The sequence below is a fragment of the Streptomyces sp. A0642 genome (genome assembly GCF_004795105.1).
Taxonomy (GTDB): domain Bacteria; phylum Actinomycetota; class Actinomycetes; order Streptomycetales; family Streptomycetaceae; genus Streptomyces.
In genome coordinates, this window is sequence record NZ_SSBL01000032.1 from 45,881 (window position 1) to 66,036 (window position 20,156).

Here is a 20,156-nt window from a genome sequence, read left to right on the forward strand (position 1 = left end):
TCACCATGAGCGGAATTCTCGACGGCAAGCGCATCCTCATCACCGGGGTGCTGATGGAGTCGTCCATCGCGTTCCACACCGCCAAGGTGGCCCAGGAGCAGGGCGCGGAGATCATCCTGACCGCCTTCCCGCGGCCCACGCTGACGGAGCGCATCGCCAGGAAGCTGCCCAAGCCGGCCAAGGTCATCGAGCTGGACGTGACCAACACCGAGCACCTGGACCGGCTCGCCGGTCTGGTGAAGGAGGAGCTGGGCTCGCTCGACGGCGTCGTCCACTCCATCGGTTTCGCGCCGCAGGACGCCCTCGGCGGCAACTTCCTCAACACCCCGTTCGAGTCGGTCGCCACGGCGATGCACGTCTCGGCGTTCTCGCTGAAGTCGCTCGCCATGGCGTGCAAGCCGCTGATGAGCGAGGGGGGTTCGATCGTCGGGCTCACCTTCGACGCGCAGTTCGCCTGGCCGCAGTACGACTGGATGGGCCCGACCAAGGCCGCCCTGGAGGCCACCTCCCGCTACCTCGCCCGCGACCTGGGCAAGGACGGCCTGCGCTGCAACCTGGTGTCCGCCGGACCGCTCGGCTCCATGGCCGCCAAGTCCATCCCGGGCTTCGGCGAGCTGGCGAGCGTGTGGGACAGCCGTTCCCCGCTGGCGTGGGACATGGCCGACCCGGAGCCGGCCGGCCGCGCCATCGTCGCGCTGCTCTCGGACTTCTTCCCGAAGACGACGGGCGAGATCATCCACGTCGACGGTGGCGTGCACATGATCGGCGCCTGACTTCTCGCACCCCGGCCGCGCACCGCCTTCTCTTAGGGCGGTGCGCGGCCGTTTTCCTTGCCCCGTCCGGCCTCCCGGCGCTCAGGTCGAAAACCCGGCCGATCCACCGCAGAATGTGGAGGAACCGGACTTCTGGTCAGGCGGAGGGGAGGAGATCGCTGTGCGCGGCACACGTCACCGAACCCGATCCCTGCTGGCGGCGTCCGCCGTCGTCACAGGGCTGCTGGCGCCCGTCGGCCTGTACGCGGCCGGGCACGTGGGAGCCGCGGGTCCGGCCGCCCGACCCGCGGCCGACCCCGAACCCTCCGGCGCCGAATGCCGTACGTCGGTGAAGGGCTCCCGGGTGGTCGCCTACTGCCACAACCCGTACCCCTCCACCGACCGCGTCCGGCTGCACACGGAATGCGCCCGCTGGTGGGACATCGACGCGGACTCCAAGCCGGTCACCGTCGGCCCCGGACGGACCGTCCGGCTGGACGACCGCTGCTGGAAGGAAGTCGGCTCGGCCTGGGTCACGCACGCCGCCGACCCGCACCCCCGCAAGGCGTCCTGATTTCGGACCCGGTCCACCGCGGGGGCTTTCGGGCCCGGCCCCGGTTCGCCGGGGCGGCTCTCGGACCCGGTCCCTCAGGCGCCTCGGCTCGTGGCCTCGGCCGCGGCTCTCGGGCCCGGTCCGCCAGGAGGGCCCCTCGGGCCCGGTCCCGCTCCGCCGGGAGCGGCTCTCAGACCCGGTCCACCAGGCAGCTCAGTGCGTGGCTCGCGGCCTCGGCCGCCGCCGTCTCCGCGTCGCCCGCCCGGATCGCCTCGACCAGCCGGGCGTGGTCCATCATGTCCTCCGGGCCCAGCTCGTGCCCGACGTCGTCCCGCAGGCAGTCCTTCAGCAGCTCGCCCAGGTCGGCGTAGAGGCCGGTCAGCACCTCGTTGTGCGAGGCGGCGACCACGGCCAGATGCAGCGTCGCGTCCGCCGCCACGAAGGCCTCCGCGTCCCCCGCCGCCCAGGTCTCCTCCCGGCGCCGCAGGAGTGCGTCCAGCTGCTTCAGGTCCCGCTCGGTGCGCCGCGCGGCGGCCAGGCGCGCCGCCGAGGACTCCAGCGTCGAGCGAAGCTCGGCCACATGGCGCGGATCGGCCGACGCGAAGCGGCGGTGCATCACCCCGGCCAGCTCGCTGACGGCCACCACGTAGGTGCCCGAGCCCTGCCGGATGTCGAGCAGCCCGTTGTGCGCGAGCGCGCGCACCGCCTCACGGACGGTGTTGCGGGCCACTCCCAGCTGTTCGACCAGCTCGGGCTCGGTGGGGATGCGCGAGCCCACGGGCCACTCGCCCGAGGTGATCTGGTTCCTCAGCTGGGCAATCACCTGGTCGGCGAGTGCCGAACGCCGCGGGGACGTCAGCGCCATGGTGCTCCTTGCTCGGGTGTGCGGCCGGCCGGGTGGCCACCCCGCCGTCTCGCGGAGGCGTTCGCATCGTCTCAGAGAAGTGGACAACCAATCATCCCATGATTCTATGATGGCCCCATGCATGCCGACGAAACCCCTCCCATGACCCCGACCCGGACACTCGGCCCCACCGCACCGGCGGTGCCCCGCACCGAGGCGCCCGCGCAGGGGACCGGGCCCGCCCCCTGGGTGTTCCGCCTGGTCATGGTCGGACTCGTCCTCACCGCGCTCAACCTCCGGCCCGCCATCACCAGCCTCGGCGCCCTCCTCGAAGAGGTGCGCGACGGGCTGCACATGAGCGGCAGCGTGGCCGGGGTGCTCACCTCCGTGCCGCCGCTCTGCTTCGCGGTCTTCGGCATCATGGCGCCGCGTCTGGCCCGCCGCTTCGGCCCCGGTGCGGTCGTCTGCGCGGGCATGGCCGCCATCACGGCGGGGCTGGTGATCAGGCCCCTCGTCGGCGGGACGGCCGGCTTCCTCGCCGCGAGCGCGCTCGCTCTGATGGGCATCGCCGTCAGCAACGTCCTGATGCCGGTGATCGTCAAGCGCTGGTTCCCGGACCGCGTCGGCTCCATGACCGGCCTCTACTCCATGGCCCTGGCCCTCGGCACCTCACTGGCCGCGGCCGTGACCGTACCCATGACCGAGGCCATGGGCGGCAGTTGGAAGGCCGGCCTCGGCGTCTGGGCCGCGCTCGCCGCCGCCGCCGTCCTGCCCTGGATCCCGCTGGTACGGGACCGCGGCGTCGCCCCCGGACACTCCGAGGCCCACCGGCCGCAGGCCCCGGCCCTGCGGATCACCCGCAGCCGCACCGCCTGGGCCCTCGCCTGCTTCTTCGGCCTCCAGGCCACCGCCGCCTACATCACCATGGGATGGATGCCGCAGATCTTCCGCGACGCCGGCGTCTCGGCCGGTACCGCGGGCGTCCTGCTCGCCCTCACCATGGCGATGGGCGTGCCGCTCGCCTTCGTCATCCCGAGGGTCGCCGCCCGGATGAGGAACCAGGGCCCCATCGTCGTCCTCCTCGGCGCCTGCGGCCTCGCCGGCTACGCGGGCCTCTACCTCGCCCCCTCCGGCGGGGCCTGGCTCTGGGCGCTGCTCCTGGGCGTGTCGAACTGCGCCTTCCCCCTCGCCCTCACCATGATCGGCATGCGGTCCCGCAGCGGTGCCGGAGTGGTCCGCCTGTCCGCGTTCGCCCAGTCCACCGGCTACCTCATCTCGATCCCCGGCCCGCTGCTGGTCGGCGTCCTCTACCAGCACAGCGGCGGCTGGGGGCTGCCGATCGCCCTCATGGCGGCCCTGATGGTGCCGCAGATGGCGGCGGGCATCCTGGCCGGCCGGGACCGGACGATCGAGGACGAATGCTGAGATGCGAGACTGGGACCATGTCTCCTGTGCTCGATCCGAATCCCCAGAACGGTCAGAAGAAGCTGCTCATGGTCTTCGGGGCCATGCTGCTGATCACGGTGGTCATCGGTGTGATCGCCTCCCTCGCCTCTCCGTGACGCGCCGCTCCCGGCGCGATGGTGGTGCTAGCACCACCATCCCCTAGGGGGCTGGGGTCAGGGGGAAGTGGGTGGGTCACCGGATGGGAGCGACGCCCCCGCATCCGTAGGTTCTGAGTACCGGAACCCAGCACCCACGGAGGCGGACATGCCGGCCCCTACGCACACCCGCTCCATCCGCCCGGACGCGGCCGGCGTCGAGGTCCGGCTGCCCTGGTGGGCCGTCGCACTGCCCGCCGTGGCCTTCGGCGCGCTCCTCCTGCTGATCGCCGGACCGGGGCAGGCGCACGCCGCCACGGGCGATCCCGCGGTCAGCCGGTTGCTCGAGCGAATCGTGGAGCTGCTGACCCGCTGACGTCCGGCGCCTGGGGCGGGGGAGCACTCCAACACCCTGCGCCAGCTGGCACATTTCATGCGAAGCTGAGATGTATGAGCGTCGATACACCTCGCAGGATCGTCCTTCTCAGGCACGCAAAGGCGGAATGGTCGCAGGATGCCGACCATGAGCGACCGCTCGCGGAGCGCGGCCGCAAGGACGCGCCCGTGGCCGGCCGTAAACTCGCCGATTCCGGGATCGTCTTCGATCTGGCTCTCTGCTCGACCGCGGTCAGGACGCGTGAGACGTGGAAGCTGGCCGTGCACGAGATGCCGGAGCGTCCCAGGACCGTGTACGAGGAGAGGCTCTACGAGGCCTCCCCCGGCGAGCTCATCGCGCTGATCAACGAAACCCCCGACGAGGTCCGCGACCTGCTGGTGATCGGGCACAACCCGGGCATGCACGCCGTCGCCGACGCCCTGGCGGGCGCGGCGGAGGGCGACGCCCTGGCGCGGATGACCCGCGGCGGCTTCCCGACCGCCGCGTTCGCCGTGGTCGAGATCCCCGGCGCCTGGAAGAGCGTGGAGCACGGCGTCGGCAAGCTCGTCGAGTACTGGACGCCGAACGACTGACCTCCCGGCTAGCCGAAGGGGCCCGGGTGCGCACGCTTCGGCGTACGTGCCCGGGCCCTCCGCACGTCCGGGCGCGCGCGCCCTTCCGGCTGTGGGGAGCGCGTCCCTCCGTCTATTCGACGAGGCCGTCGGCGGCCTCGACCTCCTCGCGGGTGATGCCGAGCAGATAGAGCACGGTGTCCAGGAACGGCACGTTGACCGCGGTGTGCGCGGCCTCACGGACCACCGGCTTGGCGTTGAAGGCGACCCCGAGCCCCGCGGTGTTCAGCATGTCCAGGTCGTTCGCCCCGTCACCGATCGCCACCGTCTGTGCCAGCGGCACCCCGGCCTCCTCGGCGAAGCGCCGCAGCAGCCGTGCCTTGCCGGCCCGGTCGACGATGTCCCCGGTCACCCGGCCGGTGAGCTTTCCGTCGACGACCTCCAGAGTGTTGGCAGAGGCGAAGTCGAGCCCGAGCCGCTCCTTGAGATCGTCCGTCACCTGGGTGAACCCGCCGGAGACGACGCCCACTTGGTAGCCGAGCCGCTTCAGCGTACGGATCAGGGTGCGGGCGCCCGGCGTCAGCCGTACGTCGGCACGGACCTTCTCCACCACCGAGACGTCGAGCCCCGCCAGCAGCGCCACGCGTGCGTGCAGCGACTGCTCGAAGTCGAGTTCGCCGCGCATCGCCTGCTCGGTCACCGCGGCGACCTCGGCCTCGCACCCGGCGTGGGCCGCGAAGAGCTCGATGACCTCGTCCTGGATGAGCGTCGAGTCGACGTCCATCACGACGAGCCGCTGAGCCCGGCGGCTCAGCCCGGCGGAGACGACCGCCACATCGACGCCGATCCCGGCGGCCTCGGTCGCCAGCGCGGTGCGCAGCGTCCCGGTCCCGGTGCCGGAGACGGCGAACTCGACCGCGGTGACCGGATATTTCGCCAGCCGGAAGATGCGGTCGATGTTTCCGCCGGTCGAGGTGATCGTGGCCGCTATGGCGGCGGTCGACTCCGCGGTCAGCGGATGGCCGAGGACCGTCACATGGGAACGGCCGTCGCCTCGCGGGCGGTTGTCGCCCGTCCCGGAGATGATCTCGGCCTGCAGCTTCAGCGACTCGGCCCAGCTGTGCACGGTCGCCCGCAGATCGCCCTCGGTGGTCCCGCCCGCGGTCGGGGCGGTGACCAGCGCGCACAGGACGATGCGGCCACGGGTGACGACCTGCTCGATGTCGACCACGTCGACCGAGTAGGCGGCGAGGGTGTCGAAGAGACCGGCGGTGATTCCGGGCCGGTCCTTCCCGAAGATCTTCACGAGGAGGGTCGGCGTGTCTGCGTCCCGACGTGACTCAGGATGCTCAGGAGACAGGGCGGACTGAGGGGGCTGAGGTGCGCTCATGGTGCCCCCACCGTATCGGTCCGCGGTACGCCCCCGACGGTGCGTCCCGAGGACCGGACAGCCGGCGCGGTGCCCTGGAAGCACCGTTTCGTACGAGTCTGGCGGTAGATGGGATCATAGGCGGCCTTCTGGGCCGGGCCGTGGGCAACGGTGCGGTCTCGGTTCGGACAACCGCCCGCCCCGCTTTCGCATCGGGGACTGCTCCTGGAATAGTTCCCCACGATGTTCAGCATCCCTAGACTCCCTGCAACGGGGGTAATTCGGGGGACAACTAGTGGGGCGCGGAGTGCCGGAACTCGTACTGGAATTGAATGGCAGGACCTGGACGCTCGATCCGTCCAGGTCGTACACCCTCGGACGTGATCCGCAGGGCGACATGACGATCGACGACGCCAGGGTGTCGTGGCGGCACGCCACGATCAGCTGGAGCGGGCGCGGTTGGTTCATCGAGGACCACGGCAGCACCAACGGCACCTATGTGCACGGCCAGCGGATCCACCAGGTGGAGATCGGGCCCGGCTCCACGGTGAACCTGGGCAACGCCACCGACGGACCGCGGCTGAGCCTCAGCGGCGCCGGCGTGTACAGCGGGCAGGCCGCCGCGGGCGCCCAGGCCCCCGCCCAGCCGCACCGGGCCCCGCAGCCGCCGGGCCCCGGTGGCCAGCAGCCGCCCGCCCAGCCGCAGCCCTGGCAGCAGACGCCTCAGGCGCCACCACCTCAGCAGCCGCACGTGCCGCAGCAGCAGGGCATGGCACCGCCGGCACCCCATGCCGGCGGCGCTGCGGGGGCGCCGCCGGTGTACGGCGACCGGAGCCCGACCACGTTCCACCAGCTGGCGCTCGGCCGGGTGATGCGGATCGGCCGTGCGCTGGAGAACGAGCTGGTCGTCTCCGACCTGCAGGTCTCGCGCCACCACGCCGAGTTCCACGCGACGCCCGACGGCCGGTTCGAGATCCGTGACCTGGGCTCCCACAACGGCACCTACGTCAACGGCCAGCCGCTCTCCAAGTCCGGCTCCGCGCTCATCGGCCCGAACGACATCGTCGGCGTCGGTCACTCGACCTTCCGGCTCGTCGGCGACCGGCTCGAGGAGTTCGTCGACACCGGTGAGGTCTCCTTCGCCGCCCGCCACCTCACGGTGACGGTCGACGGAGGCAAGCAGATCCTCAAGGACGTGTCGTTCGGCGTCCCGGAGAAGTCGCTGATCGGGGTCATCGGCCCGTCCGGCTCCGGAAAGTCCACCCTGCTCAAGGCGCTCACCGGCTACCGGCCCGCCAACCAGGGCGACGTCCTCTACGACAACCGGAATCTGTACAAGCAGTTCGCCGAGCTGCGCCAGCGCATCGGTCTGGTCCCGCAGGACGACATCCTGCACAAGGAACTGACCGTCGCGCGGGCCCTCAAGTACGCCGCCAAGCTCCGCTTCCCCGCGGACACCACGGAGGTCGAGCGCCAGGCCCGTATCCAAGAGGTGCTCGCCGAGCTCAAGCTCGACATCCACAAGGACAAGAAGGTCACCTCGCTCTCCGGCGGCCAGCGCAAGCGCGTCTCGGTGGCCCTCGAGCTGCTGACCAAGCCGTCGCTGATCTTCCTGGACGAGCCGACCTCCGGCCTGGACCCGGGCATGGACCGCGATGTCATGCAGCTGCTGCGCGGCCTGGCCGACGACGGCCGCACCGTCCTCGTCGTCACGCACTCGGTCGCCGAGCTCGCGATCTGCGACAAGCTCCTGGTGATGGCGCCCGGCGGTTCCGTCGCCTACTTCGGTCCGCCGGAGGAAGCGCTCAACTTCTTCGGCTACAGCACCTGGGCCGACGTCTTCTCCGCGTTCGAGAACTACCGCGACTACGACTGGGCGGGCCGCTGGCGCGGGTCGCAGCACTACCAGATGTACGCCGCCGACATCGACGCCGTCGCCGCGCAGCCCGTGCACATGCCGCCGCACCAGCAGATCCGCCCGCCGAAGCCCCAGGGCTGGATGACGCAGCTGTGGACGCTGATGCGCCGCTACGTCTCGGTGATCGCGTCCGACAAGGGCTTCATGGGCCTGATGGTGATCCTGCCCGCGGTGCTCGGCATCGTCAGCGTGGTCATCCCCGCCGACTTCGGCCTCGCGCCGCCGAAGCCGCCGTCCCGGTTCAACGGCGACGCGGGCACGATCATGCTGATCCTGGTGATCGGCATGACCTTCTCGGCCGCGGCCAACTCCGTACGAGAACTGATCAAGGAACGCGTGATCTACGAACGGGAACGGGCCACCGGCCTCTCCCGCTCGGCCTACCTGATGTCCAAGGTGATCGTGCTCGGCGTGATCACGGCCATCCAGGGCGTCATCATCTGCGGGATCGGCTTCGCGACCCGCGACCTGCCCGCCGAGGGCCTGATCATGCCGCCGACCGTCGAACTCTGCGTGACGATCATCGCGCTCGGTTTCACCTCGATGATGTTCGGCCTGGTCATCTCCTCGTTGGTGAAGACCTCCGAGAAGACCATGCCGCTGCTGGTCATGTTCGCGATCGTCCAGGTCGTGTTCACCGGCATCCTCTTCCAGGTGTACGGATCGCCCGGCCTGGAGCAGTTCGCCTGGCTGATGCCGTCCCGCTGGGCCATCGCGGGCGCGGGCTCCACGCTCGACCTCGCCCACCTCATGCCGCCCTGGGACCAGAAGAACCCCACGGACCTCGACCCGCTGTGGGAGCACACCGCCGGGCAGTGGGGGATCAACATCACGGTGCTGCTGGTCCTCGGCGTCATCTGCGGGTTCGCGGTCGCACGGCTGCTGCGCCGCCACGAACCCGAGGTCATGCGCAAGTAGCGTGCGCCCCGGCGCACAGCACGACGCCGAAGGGCGGCACCCCCGCGGGGGTGCCGCCCTTCGGCGTGAGTCCGGTGGACCAGGCGCGAGCCGGACCGGGCGGGTCAGTACGCGCTGTCGACGTTGTCGATCGAGCCGTACTTGTCGGCCGCGTAGTTGGCCGCGGCGGTGAGGTTCGCGACCGGGTCGTACTGCGTGTGCGGGGTGCCGCTGACGTGGTAGTAGTCGAACGTCGGCTTGATGATCTGCAGCAGACCGATGGACGGCACGCCGTTCTGGGCGTTGATGTCCCAGTCGTTGATGGCGTTCGGGTTGCCGCTGGACTCGCGGATGATGTTGCGGTGCAGCCCCTCGTAGGTGCCCGGGATGCCCTTGGCCTTCATGATGGCCAGGGACTCCTTGATCCACCCGTCCAGGTTGTTCGCGTACACGGGCCGGCGGGACTCGGAACGGCTGGCGGTGTTCGTGGAGCGCTTGGCGGCGGCCTTCTTGGCCTTCCACTTCGCGGCCGCCTTCTCCTTCGCCTCCGCCTTCTCGGCCTTCTCCTTGGCGACGGCGTCGACCTTCGCCTTCACGGCGGCGGCCTTCTTGGCCTTCGCGGCGTCGATGGCCTTGACCATCTGCTCGGCGGAGGAGTGCTGCTCGATGAGGCTCGCCTGGATCGTCTTGGCCTGCGGGGCGCCTGCGGCGGACCCGAAGACGACGGGGGAGGCGGAGAGTGCCTGGGGCTCGGTCTCGGCCTCGGCGTTACCAGGTACCAGGGACAAGGAAAGGGCAGCGGCGGCGACGGCGGAGATGCCGGCGGCGGAGAGCTTCTGGGTCTTGTTCAGGCGTCGGAAACGGCCGGAAATGCTGGACGCGGACATACAGGCGTACCTCTTCGAATCGCGGAAGGTCCTCACGGAGGACGAAGACGGGAGGCGACTTCGCTTCTCCGTCGGGGACAGGTGCAATTGTTAGCGGCCGCAAAATGCCCTGGCAAAGGTGTGACGTACGAAGCCGGGTAGTGGAACACGAGCGCGTTGCACGCCGGTAATCCGGGCCCATCACCACCCAAATCGCCCTTATCTCTCCACTAGGCGGCTTCGTAAGTGACCTGGGTCCTATGCGCGGCCTCACATCGGGCGGGTAACAAAATCACCATGAGTTGCTCCAGCAATTCGGAGTGTGAGATTCCGGTTCAAGGCGGGCGCCTGGGAGGGCTGTTCCGGGATGGTTCGGTGCTGTTCGTGCCTTTTTGAGCGCTTGGGCCCGGTTCGGTGCGGAGTGCCTGGGGCGGGGAAGGACCGGCTCGGCGGATGGTCCTAGTCCTCCCGCCCTGCCCGGGGCCGTCCCCGGACGGATACGGAGCGAGGGGGCCCGCCGGTACCGTGACGCCATGAGCCATCGCCCACCGTCGGGCCTCGCAGCGGTGAGTGCCGCCCTGCTCGCCATGAGCCGGCACCTCGAAACGCGGGACGTCCTGAAAACGATCGTCGCCTCGGCGCGCGAACTGCTCGACGCCGAGTACGCCGCCCTCGGGGTCCCCGACGACCACGGCGGCTTCGCCCAGTTCGTCGTCGACGGCGTCAGCGACGAACAGTGGAAGGCCATCGGCCCGCTCCCGCGCCAGCACGGCATCCTCGCCGCGATGCTCCACGAGGCGAAGCCCGAACGCCTGGCCGACGTCCGCGAGGACCCGCGTTTCGGGGGCTGGCCGGCCGCCCACCCCGACATGTCCGACTTCCTCGGGCTGCCGATCAGGGACGGCGACGACATCATCGGCGCCCTCTTCCTCGCCAACAAGCGATGCCCGAAGCCCGAGGGGACCTGCGGATTCACCCCCGAGGACGAGGAGCTGCTGGCGATCCTCGCCCAGCACGCGGCGATCGCCCTGACGAACGCCCGGCTGTACGAGCGCAGCCGGGAGCTCACCATCGCCGAGGAACGCTCCCGGCTCGCCCACGAACTGCATGACGCGGTCAGCCAGAAACTCTTCTCCCTCCGGCTCACCGCCCAGGCCGCCGCCGCCCTGGTCGACCGGGACCCGGCCCGCGCCAAGGGCGAGCTCCAGCAGGTCGCCGCCCTGGCGGCGGAAGCCGTCGACGAGCTGCGCGCCGCCGTCGTCGAGCTCCGCCCGGCCGCGCTCGACGAGGACGGCCTGATCGCCACCCTCCGGACCCAGATCCAGGTCCTGGACCGCGCCCACACGGCCGAGGTCGCCTTCCGGAGCGTCGGGGTGCGGGCGCTGCCCGCCGCCCAGGAGGAAGCGCTGCTCCGGGTCTCCCAGGAGGCGCTGCACAACGCGCTGCGCCACTCGGGCGCCGGGCACGTCGAGGTCGCACTCACCCGCCGCGACGGCGGAACGGTGCTGCGGATCACGGACGACGGCAGCGGCTTCGACCCGGCGGCCACCCGCCGGGCGGGCAGGCACCTGGGCCTCGTCTCGATGCGGGACCGCGCCGACGGCGTCGGCGGCAAGCTCACCGTTGAATCGGCGCCCGGCAAGGGCACCACGATCGAGATGGAGGTGCCCGGTGGCTGACAAGCTCATCAGGGTGCTGCTGGTCGACGACCACCAGGTGGTCCGCCGCGGTCTGCGCACGTTCCTGGAGATCCAGGACGACATAGAGGTCGTCGGGGAGGCGGCCGACGGCACCGAAGGGGTGGCCCGGGCGGAGGAGCTGCGTCCCGACGTGGTGCTGATGGACATCAAGATGCCGGGCACCGACGGCATCGAGGCCCTGCGCAGGCTCCGCGAGCTGGAGAACCCGGCCAAGGTCCTGATCGTCACCAGCTTCACCGAGCAGCGCACCGTGGTCCCCGCCCTGCGCGCCGGCGCCTCCGGCTACGTATACAAGGACGTCGACCCGGACGCGCTGGCCGGCGCGATCCGCTCGGTGCACGCCGGCCATGTCCTGCTCCAGCCGGAAGTGGCCGGCGCGCTCCTCGCCCAGGACGACCCGGGTACCGGTACGGGCCGGGGGAGCACCCTCACCGAACGGGAGCGGGAGGTGCTGGGCCTGATCGCCGACGGCCGGTCGAACCGGGAGATCGCGCGGGCCCTGGTGCTGTCCGAGAAGACCGTCAAGACGCACGTCTCGAACATCCTGATGAAGCTGGACCTGTCCGACCGCACCCAGGCGGCGCTCTGGGCCGTGCGGCACGGGGCGGCGGACTGAACGAGCGACCGGAACCGGGCGTCACCGTCCGGCACCGAAGGTCACAATCCCGGGTGGCTGTCACCCGAACGGCGCATCCTCTTTCGGCCGAGGGCGTTCTCCATGGCGTGACGCGGCCGGCCGCGTCACGCCCCAGCCGGCCCCGCGAGCCGCGGCGTCAGCCCGCTATCGCGCCCGCTCCTCCACGTACGCGTTGTACGCGGCCACCTGCGCCCGCCGGGCCACCCGCTCCACCGGCCGCAGCGCCTCCCCCCGTGCCGCCATCTCCGACGCGCTGACCGCCCCGCCGTGCCCGTTCTCGTACGCCACCGAGACCAGCAGCCCGACGCGCTGCGCCAGCTCAAGCACCCGCACCGCCCGCGGCGGATACCCCGGGGCGAGCACCTCGCGCCCCCGCTCCGCCCGCGCCCGGTACGCGTCCACCGCCGCCTCGGCCACCGGCCCCGACCCGGCCACGTCGAGCCGCGACAGCAAGGCCGTCGCATCCCGCAACGCCTCGGCGAGCTCCCGCTCCGCCTCGCCCAGCGACGGCACATCGGCCGGCGGCGCCTCGCGCACCGCCAGACACCGCCACACCACGTCGACGTGGAGATCCCCGGCGGGCCCCGCCTCCCGCACCTCGGGCACCAGCCCGTACGGCGCACCGTAGGTGACCACCGCCTCCTCGGCCTCCAGCGCCCGGGCGTTGAACTCCGCCGGGCCGCTGAGGCCCAGCGGATGCCCGGGAACCGGCAGCGCGACCCGGAAGCCCGTCACCCCCAGCCCCCGCAGCCGCCCCAGCGCGAGCGTGAGACCGACCGGCCCCGCCTCACCCGGCAGTCCCTCGACGCGGTGCACCGCGTCGTTCCCGACGATGGCGAGCGCCGCGTCGTCGGGCGGCACGAGTCCGGCCAACAGTGCGTTGCCCCAAGCGGCCAGCAGACCTGAGCGTGGTTCCGAAAGCATGGCAACACCCTAAAGAACGGACCCGGGCCATGTCCTCATCCCGCCGGACCCGGCCCCCGGACGAGCGGGGGACCGCACGACGAGGGGCGACGACGGGCCCAGCGCCTGAAGCCCGCACGCGGTGGCGTAGGTTTTCCCTGGGAGCTGTGCCTACAGGCACGCGACGATCTCGAGACTGCATGGGGAGACAACGCGCTCATGAGCGATGTACTGGAGCTGGTGGACGTATCCGTGGTCCGCGACGGACGCGCTCTGGTGGACGATGTCTCCTGGTCGGTCAAGGAGGGGGAGCGCTGGGTCATCCTCGGCCCGAACGGCGCCGGCAAGACCACCCTCCTCAACATCGCGTCCAGCTACCTCTTCCCCACCAAGGGGAGCGCCACGGTCCTCGGCGAGCAGCTCGGCGGCGTCGGCACCGACGTCTTCGACCTGCGCCCCCGCATCGGCATCGCGGGCGTCGCCATGGCCGACAAGCTGCCCCGGCGCCAGACCGTGCTGCAGACGGTGCTCACCGCCGCCTACGGCATGACCGCGACCTGGCACGAGAACTACGACAAGGTCGACGAGGACCGCGCCCGCGCCTTCCTCGACCGGCTCGGCATGACGGAATACCTCGACCGGAAGTTCGGCACCCTGTCCGAGGGCGAGCGCAAGCGCACCCTGATCGCCCGCGCCATGATGACCGACCCCGAGCTGCTGCTCCTCGACGAGCCGGCCGCCGGTCTCGACCTCGGCGGCCGCGAGGACCTGGTCCGCCGCCTCGGCCGGCTGGCCCGCGACCCCTACGCGCCCTCCATGATCATGGTGACCCACCACGTCGAGGAGATCGCCCCCGGCTTCACCCACGTCCTGATGATCCGTCAGGGCAAGGTGCTCGCCGCCGGCCCCATGGAGACCGAGCTCAGCTCCCGCAACCTCTCCCTCTGCTTCGGCCTGCCGCTCGTCGTCGAGCACCAGGGCGACCGCTACACCGCCCGCGGACTGCCGCTCGCCTGACGGCCCGCGGGCCATCGGACCGGCTCGCGCCCTGTCCGCGGAGGTGCTCCCGGTCCTACGATGACCACGTGGACATCGACGCGTGGGTGTGGTGGCTGATCGGCGCGGTGGGACTGGGCATCCCCCTCGTCCTGACCGCGATGCCCGAGTTCGGCATGTTCGCCGTCGGAGCGGTCGCCGCGGCGGTCGTCGCGGCCCTCGGCGGCGGAATCGTGGCCCAGGTCCTGGTGTTCGTCATCGTCTCGGTCGCGCTGATCGCCTTGGTCCGCCCGATCGCCAACAGGCATCGCGCGGACCGGCCGCGGATCGCCACCGGCATCGACGCACTGAAGGGCCGTCAGGCCGTCGTGCTGGAACGGGTCGACGGCAGCGGCGGCCGGATCAAGCTGGCCGGGGAGATCTGGTCGGCCCGCGCCCTCGACGCGGAACTCAGCTTCGAACCGGGCGAACAGGTCGATGTCGTCGACATCGACGGGGCGACGGCCGTCGTCATGTGACCGAACGGCCCCCACAGCAGCGCCCGTTCTGCGACACTCGATGTCGATCATCATGGAAGCCGGACCCGGCAGGACAACCGACCTGACCCACGGCCCCTACGATCTCGACCCAGATCATCGCGATCCGTCGGCAACCGAAGGGCACGAGGAAACGATGCAACCGATCATCATCGTCCTGATCATTCTGGTGGTGCTCGTCTTCATCGCTCTGATCAAGACGATCCAGGTCATCCCCCAGGCCAGCGCCGCCATCGTGGAACGTTTCGGCCGGTACACCCGCACCCTCAACGCGGGCCTGAACATCGTCGTCCCGTTCATCGACTCGATCCGCAACAGGATCGACCTCCGCGAACAGGTCGTGCCCTTCCCGCCGCAGCCGGTGATCACCCAGGACAACCTGGTGGTCAACATCGACACCGTCATCTACTACCAGGTGACCGACGCCAGGGCGGCGACGTACGAGGTCGCCAGCTACATCCAGGCCATCGAGCAGCTCACCGTCACCACGCTCCGCAACATCATCGGCGGCATGGACCTGGAGCGGACCCTCACCTCCCGCGAGGAGATCAACGCCGCGCTGCGCGGGGTCCTCGACGAGGCCACCGGCAAGTGGGGCATCCGCGTCAACCGCGTCGAGCTGAAGGCGATCGAGCCGCCCACCTCCATCCAGGACTCGATGGAGAAGCAGATGCGCGCCGACCGTGACAAGCGCGCCGCGATCCTCCAGGCCGAAGGCACCCGCCAGTCGGCGATCCTCACCGCGGAGGGCGAGAAGCAGTCCGCGATCCTGCGTGCCGAGGGTGAGGCCAAGGCGGCCGCCCTGCGCGCGGAGGGCGAGGCCCAGGCCGTCCGTACGGTCTTCGAGGCGATCCACGCCGGCGACCCGGACCAGAAGCTCCTCTCGTACCAGTACCTCCAGATGCTCCCGAAGATCGCCGAGGGCGACGCCAACAAGCTGTGGATCGTGCCCAGCGAGATCGGCGACGCCCTCAAGGGCCTCAGCGGCGCCTTCGGCAACCTCGGCACCGGTATGCCCGGCTTCGACACCGGCAACACCGCCAAGGACCGCCGCGAGCAGCCCCCGGTCGACTGACGCGCACGCCCCCCGTGCATGATCAGTGCACCAAGCACCGATCACGCACGGGGGAATGAGCCATGACCACCTGGGAGATGCTCGCCGTCTTCGTCGCGGGCATCAGCGCGGGCACGATCAACACGATCGTCGGCTCCGGGACCCTGATCACCTTCCCGGTGCTGCTCGCCACGGGTCTGCCCCCGGTCACCGCCACCGTCTCCAACGCACTCGGCCTGATCCCCGGCTCCATCAGCGGGGCGATCGGCTACCGCAAGGAACTGGAAGGGCAGCGCGGGCGCGTCCTCAAACTCGCCGTCGGCGCCGCGATCGGCGGCCTCACCGGGGCGACCCTTCTGCTGGCCCTGCCGTCCACGGCCTTCGAGACCATCGTCCCGGTCCTGGTCGCCCTGGCACTCGTCCTCGTCATCCTGCAACCGCGCTTCAGCAAAGCGGTCCAGCGCCGGCGCGAGCACACCGGCACCCCGGCGCGTCCCGACGGCGGCCCGCTGCTCTTCGTCGGACTGATGCTCGCCAGCGTCTACGGCGGCTACTTCACCGCCGCCCAGGGGATCATCTACCTCTCCCTGATGGGCATGCTGCTCGACGACACCATGCAGCGCCTCAACGCCGTGAAGAACGTCCTCGCGGCCGTCGTCAACAGCATCGCCGCGCTCTTCTTCCTCTTCGTCGCGGACTTCGACTGGACGGCCGTCGTGCTGATCGCCGTCGGCTCCGCACTCGGCGGCCAGATCGGGGCCAGGATCGGCCGCCGGCTCAGCCCCACGCTCCTGCGCGTCCTCATCGTCACGGTCGGTACGGCCGCCATCGTCCAGCTGATCCTGCGCTGAACGGCGAAGCCCGCCTCCGCACGGACGCGGGCTTCGTCTCCGTCACGGGGCGTACGGCGGTTACGCCGCGGACTGCGCCAGCCACTCGGGCAGCGCGGACCGGTCACCGGCCCCCAGCGCCAGCAGCATCGCGTCCGCAGGCGACGGGACGAACGGCTGCCTCAGCAACGGCATCCCCGCCTGCTCCGGCGTACGGGCCGCTTTGCGGTGGTTGTCCTCGGCGCAGGAGGCCACCGTGTTGAGCCAGGTGTCCTGGCCGCCCTGGGCCCGCGGCACCACGTGGTCGACGGTGCTCGCCCGCCGACCGCAGTACGCGCACCGGTGCTGGTCCCGGATCAGCACACCCCTTCTGGACCACGGGGCCTGTCTTCGGAACGGCACCCGTACGTACCGGCAGAGCCTGATCACCCGGGGCACCGGGATGTCGACGGCGGCGCCGCGCATACGGAGGCCTGGGTGCGACTGCTCGACGACGGCCTTGTCCTGGAGGATCAGCACCACCGCACGGTTCAACGTGACCGTCGACAGCGGCTCGAAGCTCGCGTTCAGCACCAGCGTGTCCCGCATTTCGCCCACCTCCCGTGTGCCGCCCGCCCCCTGGCAGGCCCGGATCAACTCTGGCCGGGCAGGCCGTGATGGACAACGCAATAAAAAATGCCCTGCCCTGATCTCTCCAAGACCAGGGCAGGGCAAACAGCGGAGGAACCTTCGGGTTCACTCGTTCGCGGCGGGCTCCGCGTACTCACCGATCAGCTGCGCGCGGCCCAGGGTGTGGAACCGCAGGTTGAAGCCGACCGCCGCGGGAGGGGTGTCGCTGTCGGGACCGAGCTTCTCGCTGTCCACCGCGTACACGGTGAACACATAGCGGTGGCTCTCGCCGGCCGGCGGAGCGGCACCGCCGAACTCCTTCGCCCCGAAGTCGTTGCGGGCCTGCACGGCGCCCGCGGGCAGTCCCTCGAACGACCCGCTGCCCGCACCCGCCGGCAACTCGGTGACCGACGCCGGGATGTCGAAGAGCACCCAGTGCCAGAACCCGCTGCCCGTCGGGGCGTCCGGGTCGAAGCACGTCACGGCGAAACTCTTCGTCTCCGCCGGGAAGCCCTCCCAGCGCAGCTGCGGCGAGGTGTTCCCCTTCGCGTAGACCTGTGCGTCCGCAAGGACGGCACCCGGGGCCACGTCCTCGCTCACCACGGTGAACGAGGGGACCTCGGGATGGAAGTCGTGCGGAAGGGGGGCCTTCTTCGGCTCGGTCACGTCAGCACCTCTCCTGGTCGGTTCAGTATTCGGAAGGTCTCCCTCCGACCCTAAGGGGCGGCCCGCGATTCCCGGCGGGCGCACGACGACGCCACGGCGCCTCGCCGTTTCGGGCGAAGCTCCCGCATACACCCCGTGGGCGGGGGCCGCCCCGTCAGCGATGCACCGCGTCCGACGCCGCGCGCCGATCCGCCAGGGTGGCGGACAGCCGTCAGAGCCAGTTGCGCTGCCCGCCGACCTGCGCCAGCCACTGATTCAGATAGGCCGCCCAGTCGGTCCCCTGGAAGTCGTTCAGACCCACCTTGAACGCACGGTAGGAGTCGCTGCCCTCGCTGAAGAGGCCCGGCTTCTTGTCCATCTCGAGAACGACGTCCATCTCGCGGTCGTCCGCGACGAACGTCAGCTCGACCTGGTTCAGACCCCGGTACTGCGACGGCGGGAAGAACTCGATCTCCTGGTAGAACGGCAGCCGCTGACGGGTGCCCCGGATGTGACCGCGCTCCATGTCCGCGCTGCGGAAGCCGAAGCCCAGCTGCCCGAAGGCGTCCAGGATCGCCTGCTGCGCGGGCAGCGGGTGGACGTTGATGGCGTCGAGGTCGCCCGAGTCCAGCGCCCGTGCGATCTCCAGCTCCGTGGTCACCCCGATGTTCATGCCGTGCAGGTGCTGACCCGCGAACATCGTGATCGGGGTCTCCCACGGGATCTCGAGCCCGAACGGAACGACGTGCACCGCACCCGCCCGCACCTCGAACGCGCCGCCGAGGCGCAGCTTCGTGAACTCGATGTCCTGCTTGGTCTCCTGGTCGTGCCCCTCGACCTCGACCCGTGCCTGCAGACCGACGGAGAGCCCCTCGATCTGCTGGTCCACGGACCCGCCCTGGATCCGCACCTCGCCCTGGACGACCCCACCCGGTACGACGTTGAGCTCGGTGAGCTCCGTCTCCACCGAGGCGCCGCCGGCACCCATGCTCGCGAGCAGTCGCTTGAAGCCCATGTCTTCTCCTCCTTGGTCCTGACCCCTACATACGCGCCATGACCGTAGTCGGTTCCCGTACCCTCGAATCCCATGATCGATGGCACGGACCGTACGCCGCTGACGCGGGACCCCTTCGACCGCCCCGTACCGGAGGCGGTCCCGGACCTCCCGGCCGGCATCCCGCCCGGCCACGCGTGCGCCCACTACGGCATGTCGGAGCATGCGGCATGAACGTCGGTCTTCTCTCCCGTCCCGCCGAAGAGGTCGCCCCCGAGCTGCTCGGGTCCGTCCTCACCTGTGAGACCCCCGAGGGCACCGTGAGCATCGCCATCACGGAGACCGAGGCGTACTCCGGTACGGCCGACCCGGCGTCCCATGCCTACCGGGGCCGGACACCCCGTAACGCGGTCATGTTCGGACCGGCGGGACACCTGTACGTCTACCGGTCCCACGGCCTTCACTGGTGCGCCAACGTCGTCACGGGGACGGAGGGCATCGCCTCAGCCGTCCTCATCCGGGCGGGCCGGGTCATCGAGGGGGAGGACCTGGCCCGCGAGAGGAGAGGGGAGAAGGTCGAGAGTCCCCGTCTCGCCCGGGGCCCGGGGAACTTCTGTCAGGCGCTCGGCGTCACGGCGGAGCACAACGGCGCCGGCCTCCTGACAGGCGGCTCGGTCCTGCTGTCCGAGGGGGAGCCGGTCCCCGACGCCCTCGTCCGGACCGGTCCGCGGGTAGGGGTGAGCAAGGCCCACGACTGGCAGCACCGGTTCTTCCTCGCCGGCGATCCGACGGTCTCGGCGTACCGGCTGAGCCCGAGAGCCAGACCGTCCGCCGGATCCTGAGCCGCTGGGCGCCGACGCGGCCGGCTGGTTCGACGCGCACCCCTGGCCGGCGAGGCGATCGGCGGACGTTCGCCCACTGGACCGACCGCGGCACCGGCCGCCGTCGTCCTCGTCCGCGAGGGCGTGGCACTCGACGGAGCCGGCCCGCTGCGCCGGAGCGCGTTCCAAGTGGACGAAGCCCAGGACCCGTTGACCCTCGCCCGGCAGGACGTCCACCTCGCGGCGCCCGCCGCACCGCCGCATCGACGGTGCCCCCGTACGGCGCCCACGTGCCACGTCTGCGGTCAACTTGACTCGCCGAGGGGGGACGCCTAATGTAGTCCGAGCCGCTTGACACGGGAACAGCTTCTGGTTCGGTCCTTCGGATCGTGCGCCGGGCAGCCCGAGGCGGCCAACCACTACCTACGACTCGCCCTTGAGGGTATGAATTTCGGCGTGCCGAAATTCAAATCCCTTGACTCGATTATGAGTCACCGCGCGAATCGGCTAACGTAGTGACCACGCCGAAAGGGAAAACGCGAAAGCGAATTCCTCGAAAGCAATCCCGCTTCGACCGGGAATCGGACACGAAAGAGTCTGATAGAGTCGGAAACGTAAGACCGAAGGGAAGCGCCCGGAGGAAAGCCCGAGAGGGTGAGTACAAAGGAAGCGTCCGTTCCTTGAGAACTCAACAGCGTGCCAAAAGTCAACGCCAGATATGTTGATACCCCGACCTGCTTCGG

General features: G+C 70.5%; 22 protein-coding genes. 15 read left to right on the plus strand and 7 right to left on the minus strand.

The annotated features are described in order from the left end of the window. The first annotated feature begins 5 nt into the window (after positions 1-5). The gene (gene fabI, locus E6R60_RS32430; protein WP_136330286.1) at positions 6-773 is read left to right on the plus strand and encodes an enoyl-ACP reductase FabI; all 768 of its coding nucleotides are present in this window, start codon (positions 6-8) and stop codon (positions 771-773) included. A 160-nt stretch (positions 774-933) separates the two neighbouring features. After that, positions 934-1,326, plus strand: coding sequence for a hypothetical protein (locus E6R60_RS32435; protein ID WP_136330287.1), 393 nt, complete (start codon positions 934-936; stop codon positions 1,324-1,326). Positions 1,327-1,495: 169 nt separating this feature from the next. Here the strand turns inward: E6R60_RS32435 and E6R60_RS32440 are convergent, their stop codons facing one another. Beyond that, positions 1,496-2,170, minus strand: coding sequence for an FCD domain-containing protein (locus E6R60_RS32440; RefSeq protein ID WP_136330288.1), 675 nt, complete (start codon positions 2,168-2,170; stop codon positions 1,496-1,498). Between the two features lie 117 nt (positions 2,171-2,287). On the opposite strand from E6R60_RS32440, the gene E6R60_RS32445 reads away from it, so the two are divergent. From E6R60_RS32445 to E6R60_RS32455, 4 genes are all read left to right on the plus strand, one after another. Continuing rightward, on the plus strand, positions 2,288-3,574 hold the full coding sequence (locus E6R60_RS32445) for an MFS transporter (RefSeq protein ID WP_136330289.1): 1,287 nt from the start codon (positions 2,288-2,290) through the stop codon (positions 3,572-3,574). Positions 3,575-3,600: 26 nt separating this feature from the next. Continuing rightward, entirely contained in the window at positions 3,601-3,711 is a 111-nt protein-coding gene (locus E6R60_RS37875; protein WP_261991352.1) for an SGM_5486 family transporter-associated protein, read from the plus strand. Between the two features lie 148 nt (positions 3,712-3,859). Further along, complete coding sequence (locus E6R60_RS32450) at positions 3,860-4,066, plus strand: hypothetical protein (protein WP_136330290.1); 207 nt, start codon at positions 3,860-3,862, stop codon at positions 4,064-4,066. Between the two features lie 74 nt (positions 4,067-4,140). Further along, complete coding sequence (locus E6R60_RS32455) at positions 4,141-4,659, plus strand: histidine phosphatase family protein (protein ID WP_136330291.1); 519 nt, start codon at positions 4,141-4,143, stop codon at positions 4,657-4,659. Between the two features lie 112 nt (positions 4,660-4,771). Here E6R60_RS32455 and serB read toward each other — a convergent pair whose 3' ends face one another. Then, complete coding sequence (gene serB / locus E6R60_RS32460) at positions 4,772-6,028, minus strand: phosphoserine phosphatase SerB (protein ID WP_136330292.1); 1,257 nt, start codon at positions 6,026-6,028, stop codon at positions 4,772-4,774. A gap of 274 nt (positions 6,029-6,302) precedes the next feature. Here serB and E6R60_RS32465 point away from each other — a divergent pair, with 274 nt between their 5' ends. Further along, complete coding sequence (locus tag E6R60_RS32465; protein ID WP_136330293.1) at positions 6,303-8,843, plus strand: FHA domain-containing protein; 2,541 nt, start codon at positions 6,303-6,305, stop codon at positions 8,841-8,843. A 104-nt stretch (positions 8,844-8,947) separates the two neighbouring features. Here the strand turns inward: E6R60_RS32465 and E6R60_RS32470 are convergent, their stop codons facing one another. Next, positions 8,948-9,709 (minus strand): transglycosylase SLT domain-containing protein, encoded by a 762-nt coding sequence (locus E6R60_RS32470; protein ID WP_136330294.1) that lies wholly within the window; start codon positions 9,707-9,709, stop codon positions 8,948-8,950. A 512-nt stretch (positions 9,710-10,221) separates the two neighbouring features. Here E6R60_RS32470 and E6R60_RS32475 point away from each other — a divergent pair. Both E6R60_RS32475 and E6R60_RS32480 read left to right on the plus strand, forming a co-directional pair. Continuing rightward, the gene (locus tag E6R60_RS32475) at positions 10,222-11,367 is read left to right on the plus strand and encodes a GAF domain-containing sensor histidine kinase (RefSeq protein WP_136330295.1); all 1,146 of its coding nucleotides are present in this window, start codon (positions 10,222-10,224) and stop codon (positions 11,365-11,367) included. Continuing rightward, on the plus strand, positions 11,360-12,004 hold the full coding sequence (locus E6R60_RS32480) for a response regulator transcription factor (protein WP_136330296.1): 645 nt from the start codon (positions 11,360-11,362) through the stop codon (positions 12,002-12,004). Before E6R60_RS32475 ends, E6R60_RS32480 begins: the two co-directional genes overlap by 8 nt. A gap of 165 nt (positions 12,005-12,169) precedes the next feature. Here the strand turns inward: E6R60_RS32480 and E6R60_RS32485 are convergent, their stop codons facing one another. Further along, positions 12,170-12,949: a hypothetical protein gene (locus E6R60_RS32485; protein ID WP_136330297.1), complete on the minus strand. Its 780-nt coding sequence runs from the start codon at positions 12,947-12,949 to the stop codon at positions 12,170-12,172. A gap of 198 nt (positions 12,950-13,147) precedes the next feature. Here E6R60_RS32485 and E6R60_RS32490 point away from each other — a divergent pair, with 198 nt between their 5' ends. The 4 genes from E6R60_RS32490 (at position 13,148) to E6R60_RS32505 (ending at position 16,365) form a co-directional block, all read left to right on the plus strand. Then, positions 13,148-13,945: an ABC transporter ATP-binding protein gene (locus tag E6R60_RS32490; RefSeq protein ID WP_136330298.1), complete on the plus strand. Its 798-nt coding sequence runs from the start codon at positions 13,148-13,150 to the stop codon at positions 13,943-13,945. A 68-nt stretch (positions 13,946-14,013) separates the two neighbouring features. Beyond that, positions 14,014-14,442, plus strand: coding sequence for an NfeD family protein (locus tag E6R60_RS32495; protein ID WP_136330299.1), 429 nt, complete (start codon positions 14,014-14,016; stop codon positions 14,440-14,442). Between the two features lie 154 nt (positions 14,443-14,596). After that, the gene (locus E6R60_RS32500) at positions 14,597-15,535 is read left to right on the plus strand and encodes an SPFH domain-containing protein (protein ID WP_136330300.1); all 939 of its coding nucleotides are present in this window, start codon (positions 14,597-14,599) and stop codon (positions 15,533-15,535) included. A 62-nt stretch (positions 15,536-15,597) separates the two neighbouring features. After that, positions 15,598-16,365 (plus strand): sulfite exporter TauE/SafE family protein, encoded by a 768-nt coding sequence (locus tag E6R60_RS32505; RefSeq protein ID WP_136330301.1) that lies wholly within the window; start codon positions 15,598-15,600, stop codon positions 16,363-16,365. Positions 16,366-16,425: 60 nt separating this feature from the next. Here the strand turns inward: E6R60_RS32505 and E6R60_RS32510 are convergent, their stop codons facing one another. The 3 genes from E6R60_RS32510 to E6R60_RS32520 form a co-directional block, all read right to left on the minus strand. Then, positions 16,426-16,932, minus strand: a complete 507-nt coding sequence (locus E6R60_RS32510) for an HNH endonuclease (protein WP_136330302.1) — start codon at positions 16,930-16,932, stop codon at positions 16,426-16,428. 147 nt (positions 16,933-17,079) lie between these two features. Continuing rightward, a complete protein-coding gene (locus tag E6R60_RS32515) occupies positions 17,080-17,619 on the minus strand; it encodes a YbhB/YbcL family Raf kinase inhibitor-like protein (RefSeq protein ID WP_136330303.1) in 540 nt (179 codons plus the stop codon). A gap of 211 nt (positions 17,620-17,830) precedes the next feature. Then, a complete protein-coding gene (locus tag E6R60_RS32520) occupies positions 17,831-18,613 on the minus strand; it encodes a sporulation protein (RefSeq protein ID WP_136330304.1) in 783 nt (260 codons plus the stop codon). 72 nt (positions 18,614-18,685) lie between these two features. Here E6R60_RS32520 and E6R60_RS37640 point away from each other — a divergent pair, with 72 nt between their 5' ends. Further along, a complete protein-coding gene (locus E6R60_RS37640; RefSeq protein ID WP_240802769.1) occupies positions 18,686-18,826 on the plus strand; it encodes a hypothetical protein in 141 nt (46 codons plus the stop codon). Next, on the plus strand, positions 18,823-19,434 hold the full coding sequence (locus E6R60_RS32530; RefSeq protein ID WP_136330305.1) for a DNA-3-methyladenine glycosylase: 612 nt from the start codon (positions 18,823-18,825) through the stop codon (positions 19,432-19,434). The genes E6R60_RS37640 and E6R60_RS32530 overlap by 4 nt, the downstream gene beginning before the upstream one ends. Positions 19,435-20,156 lie beyond the last annotated feature (722 nt).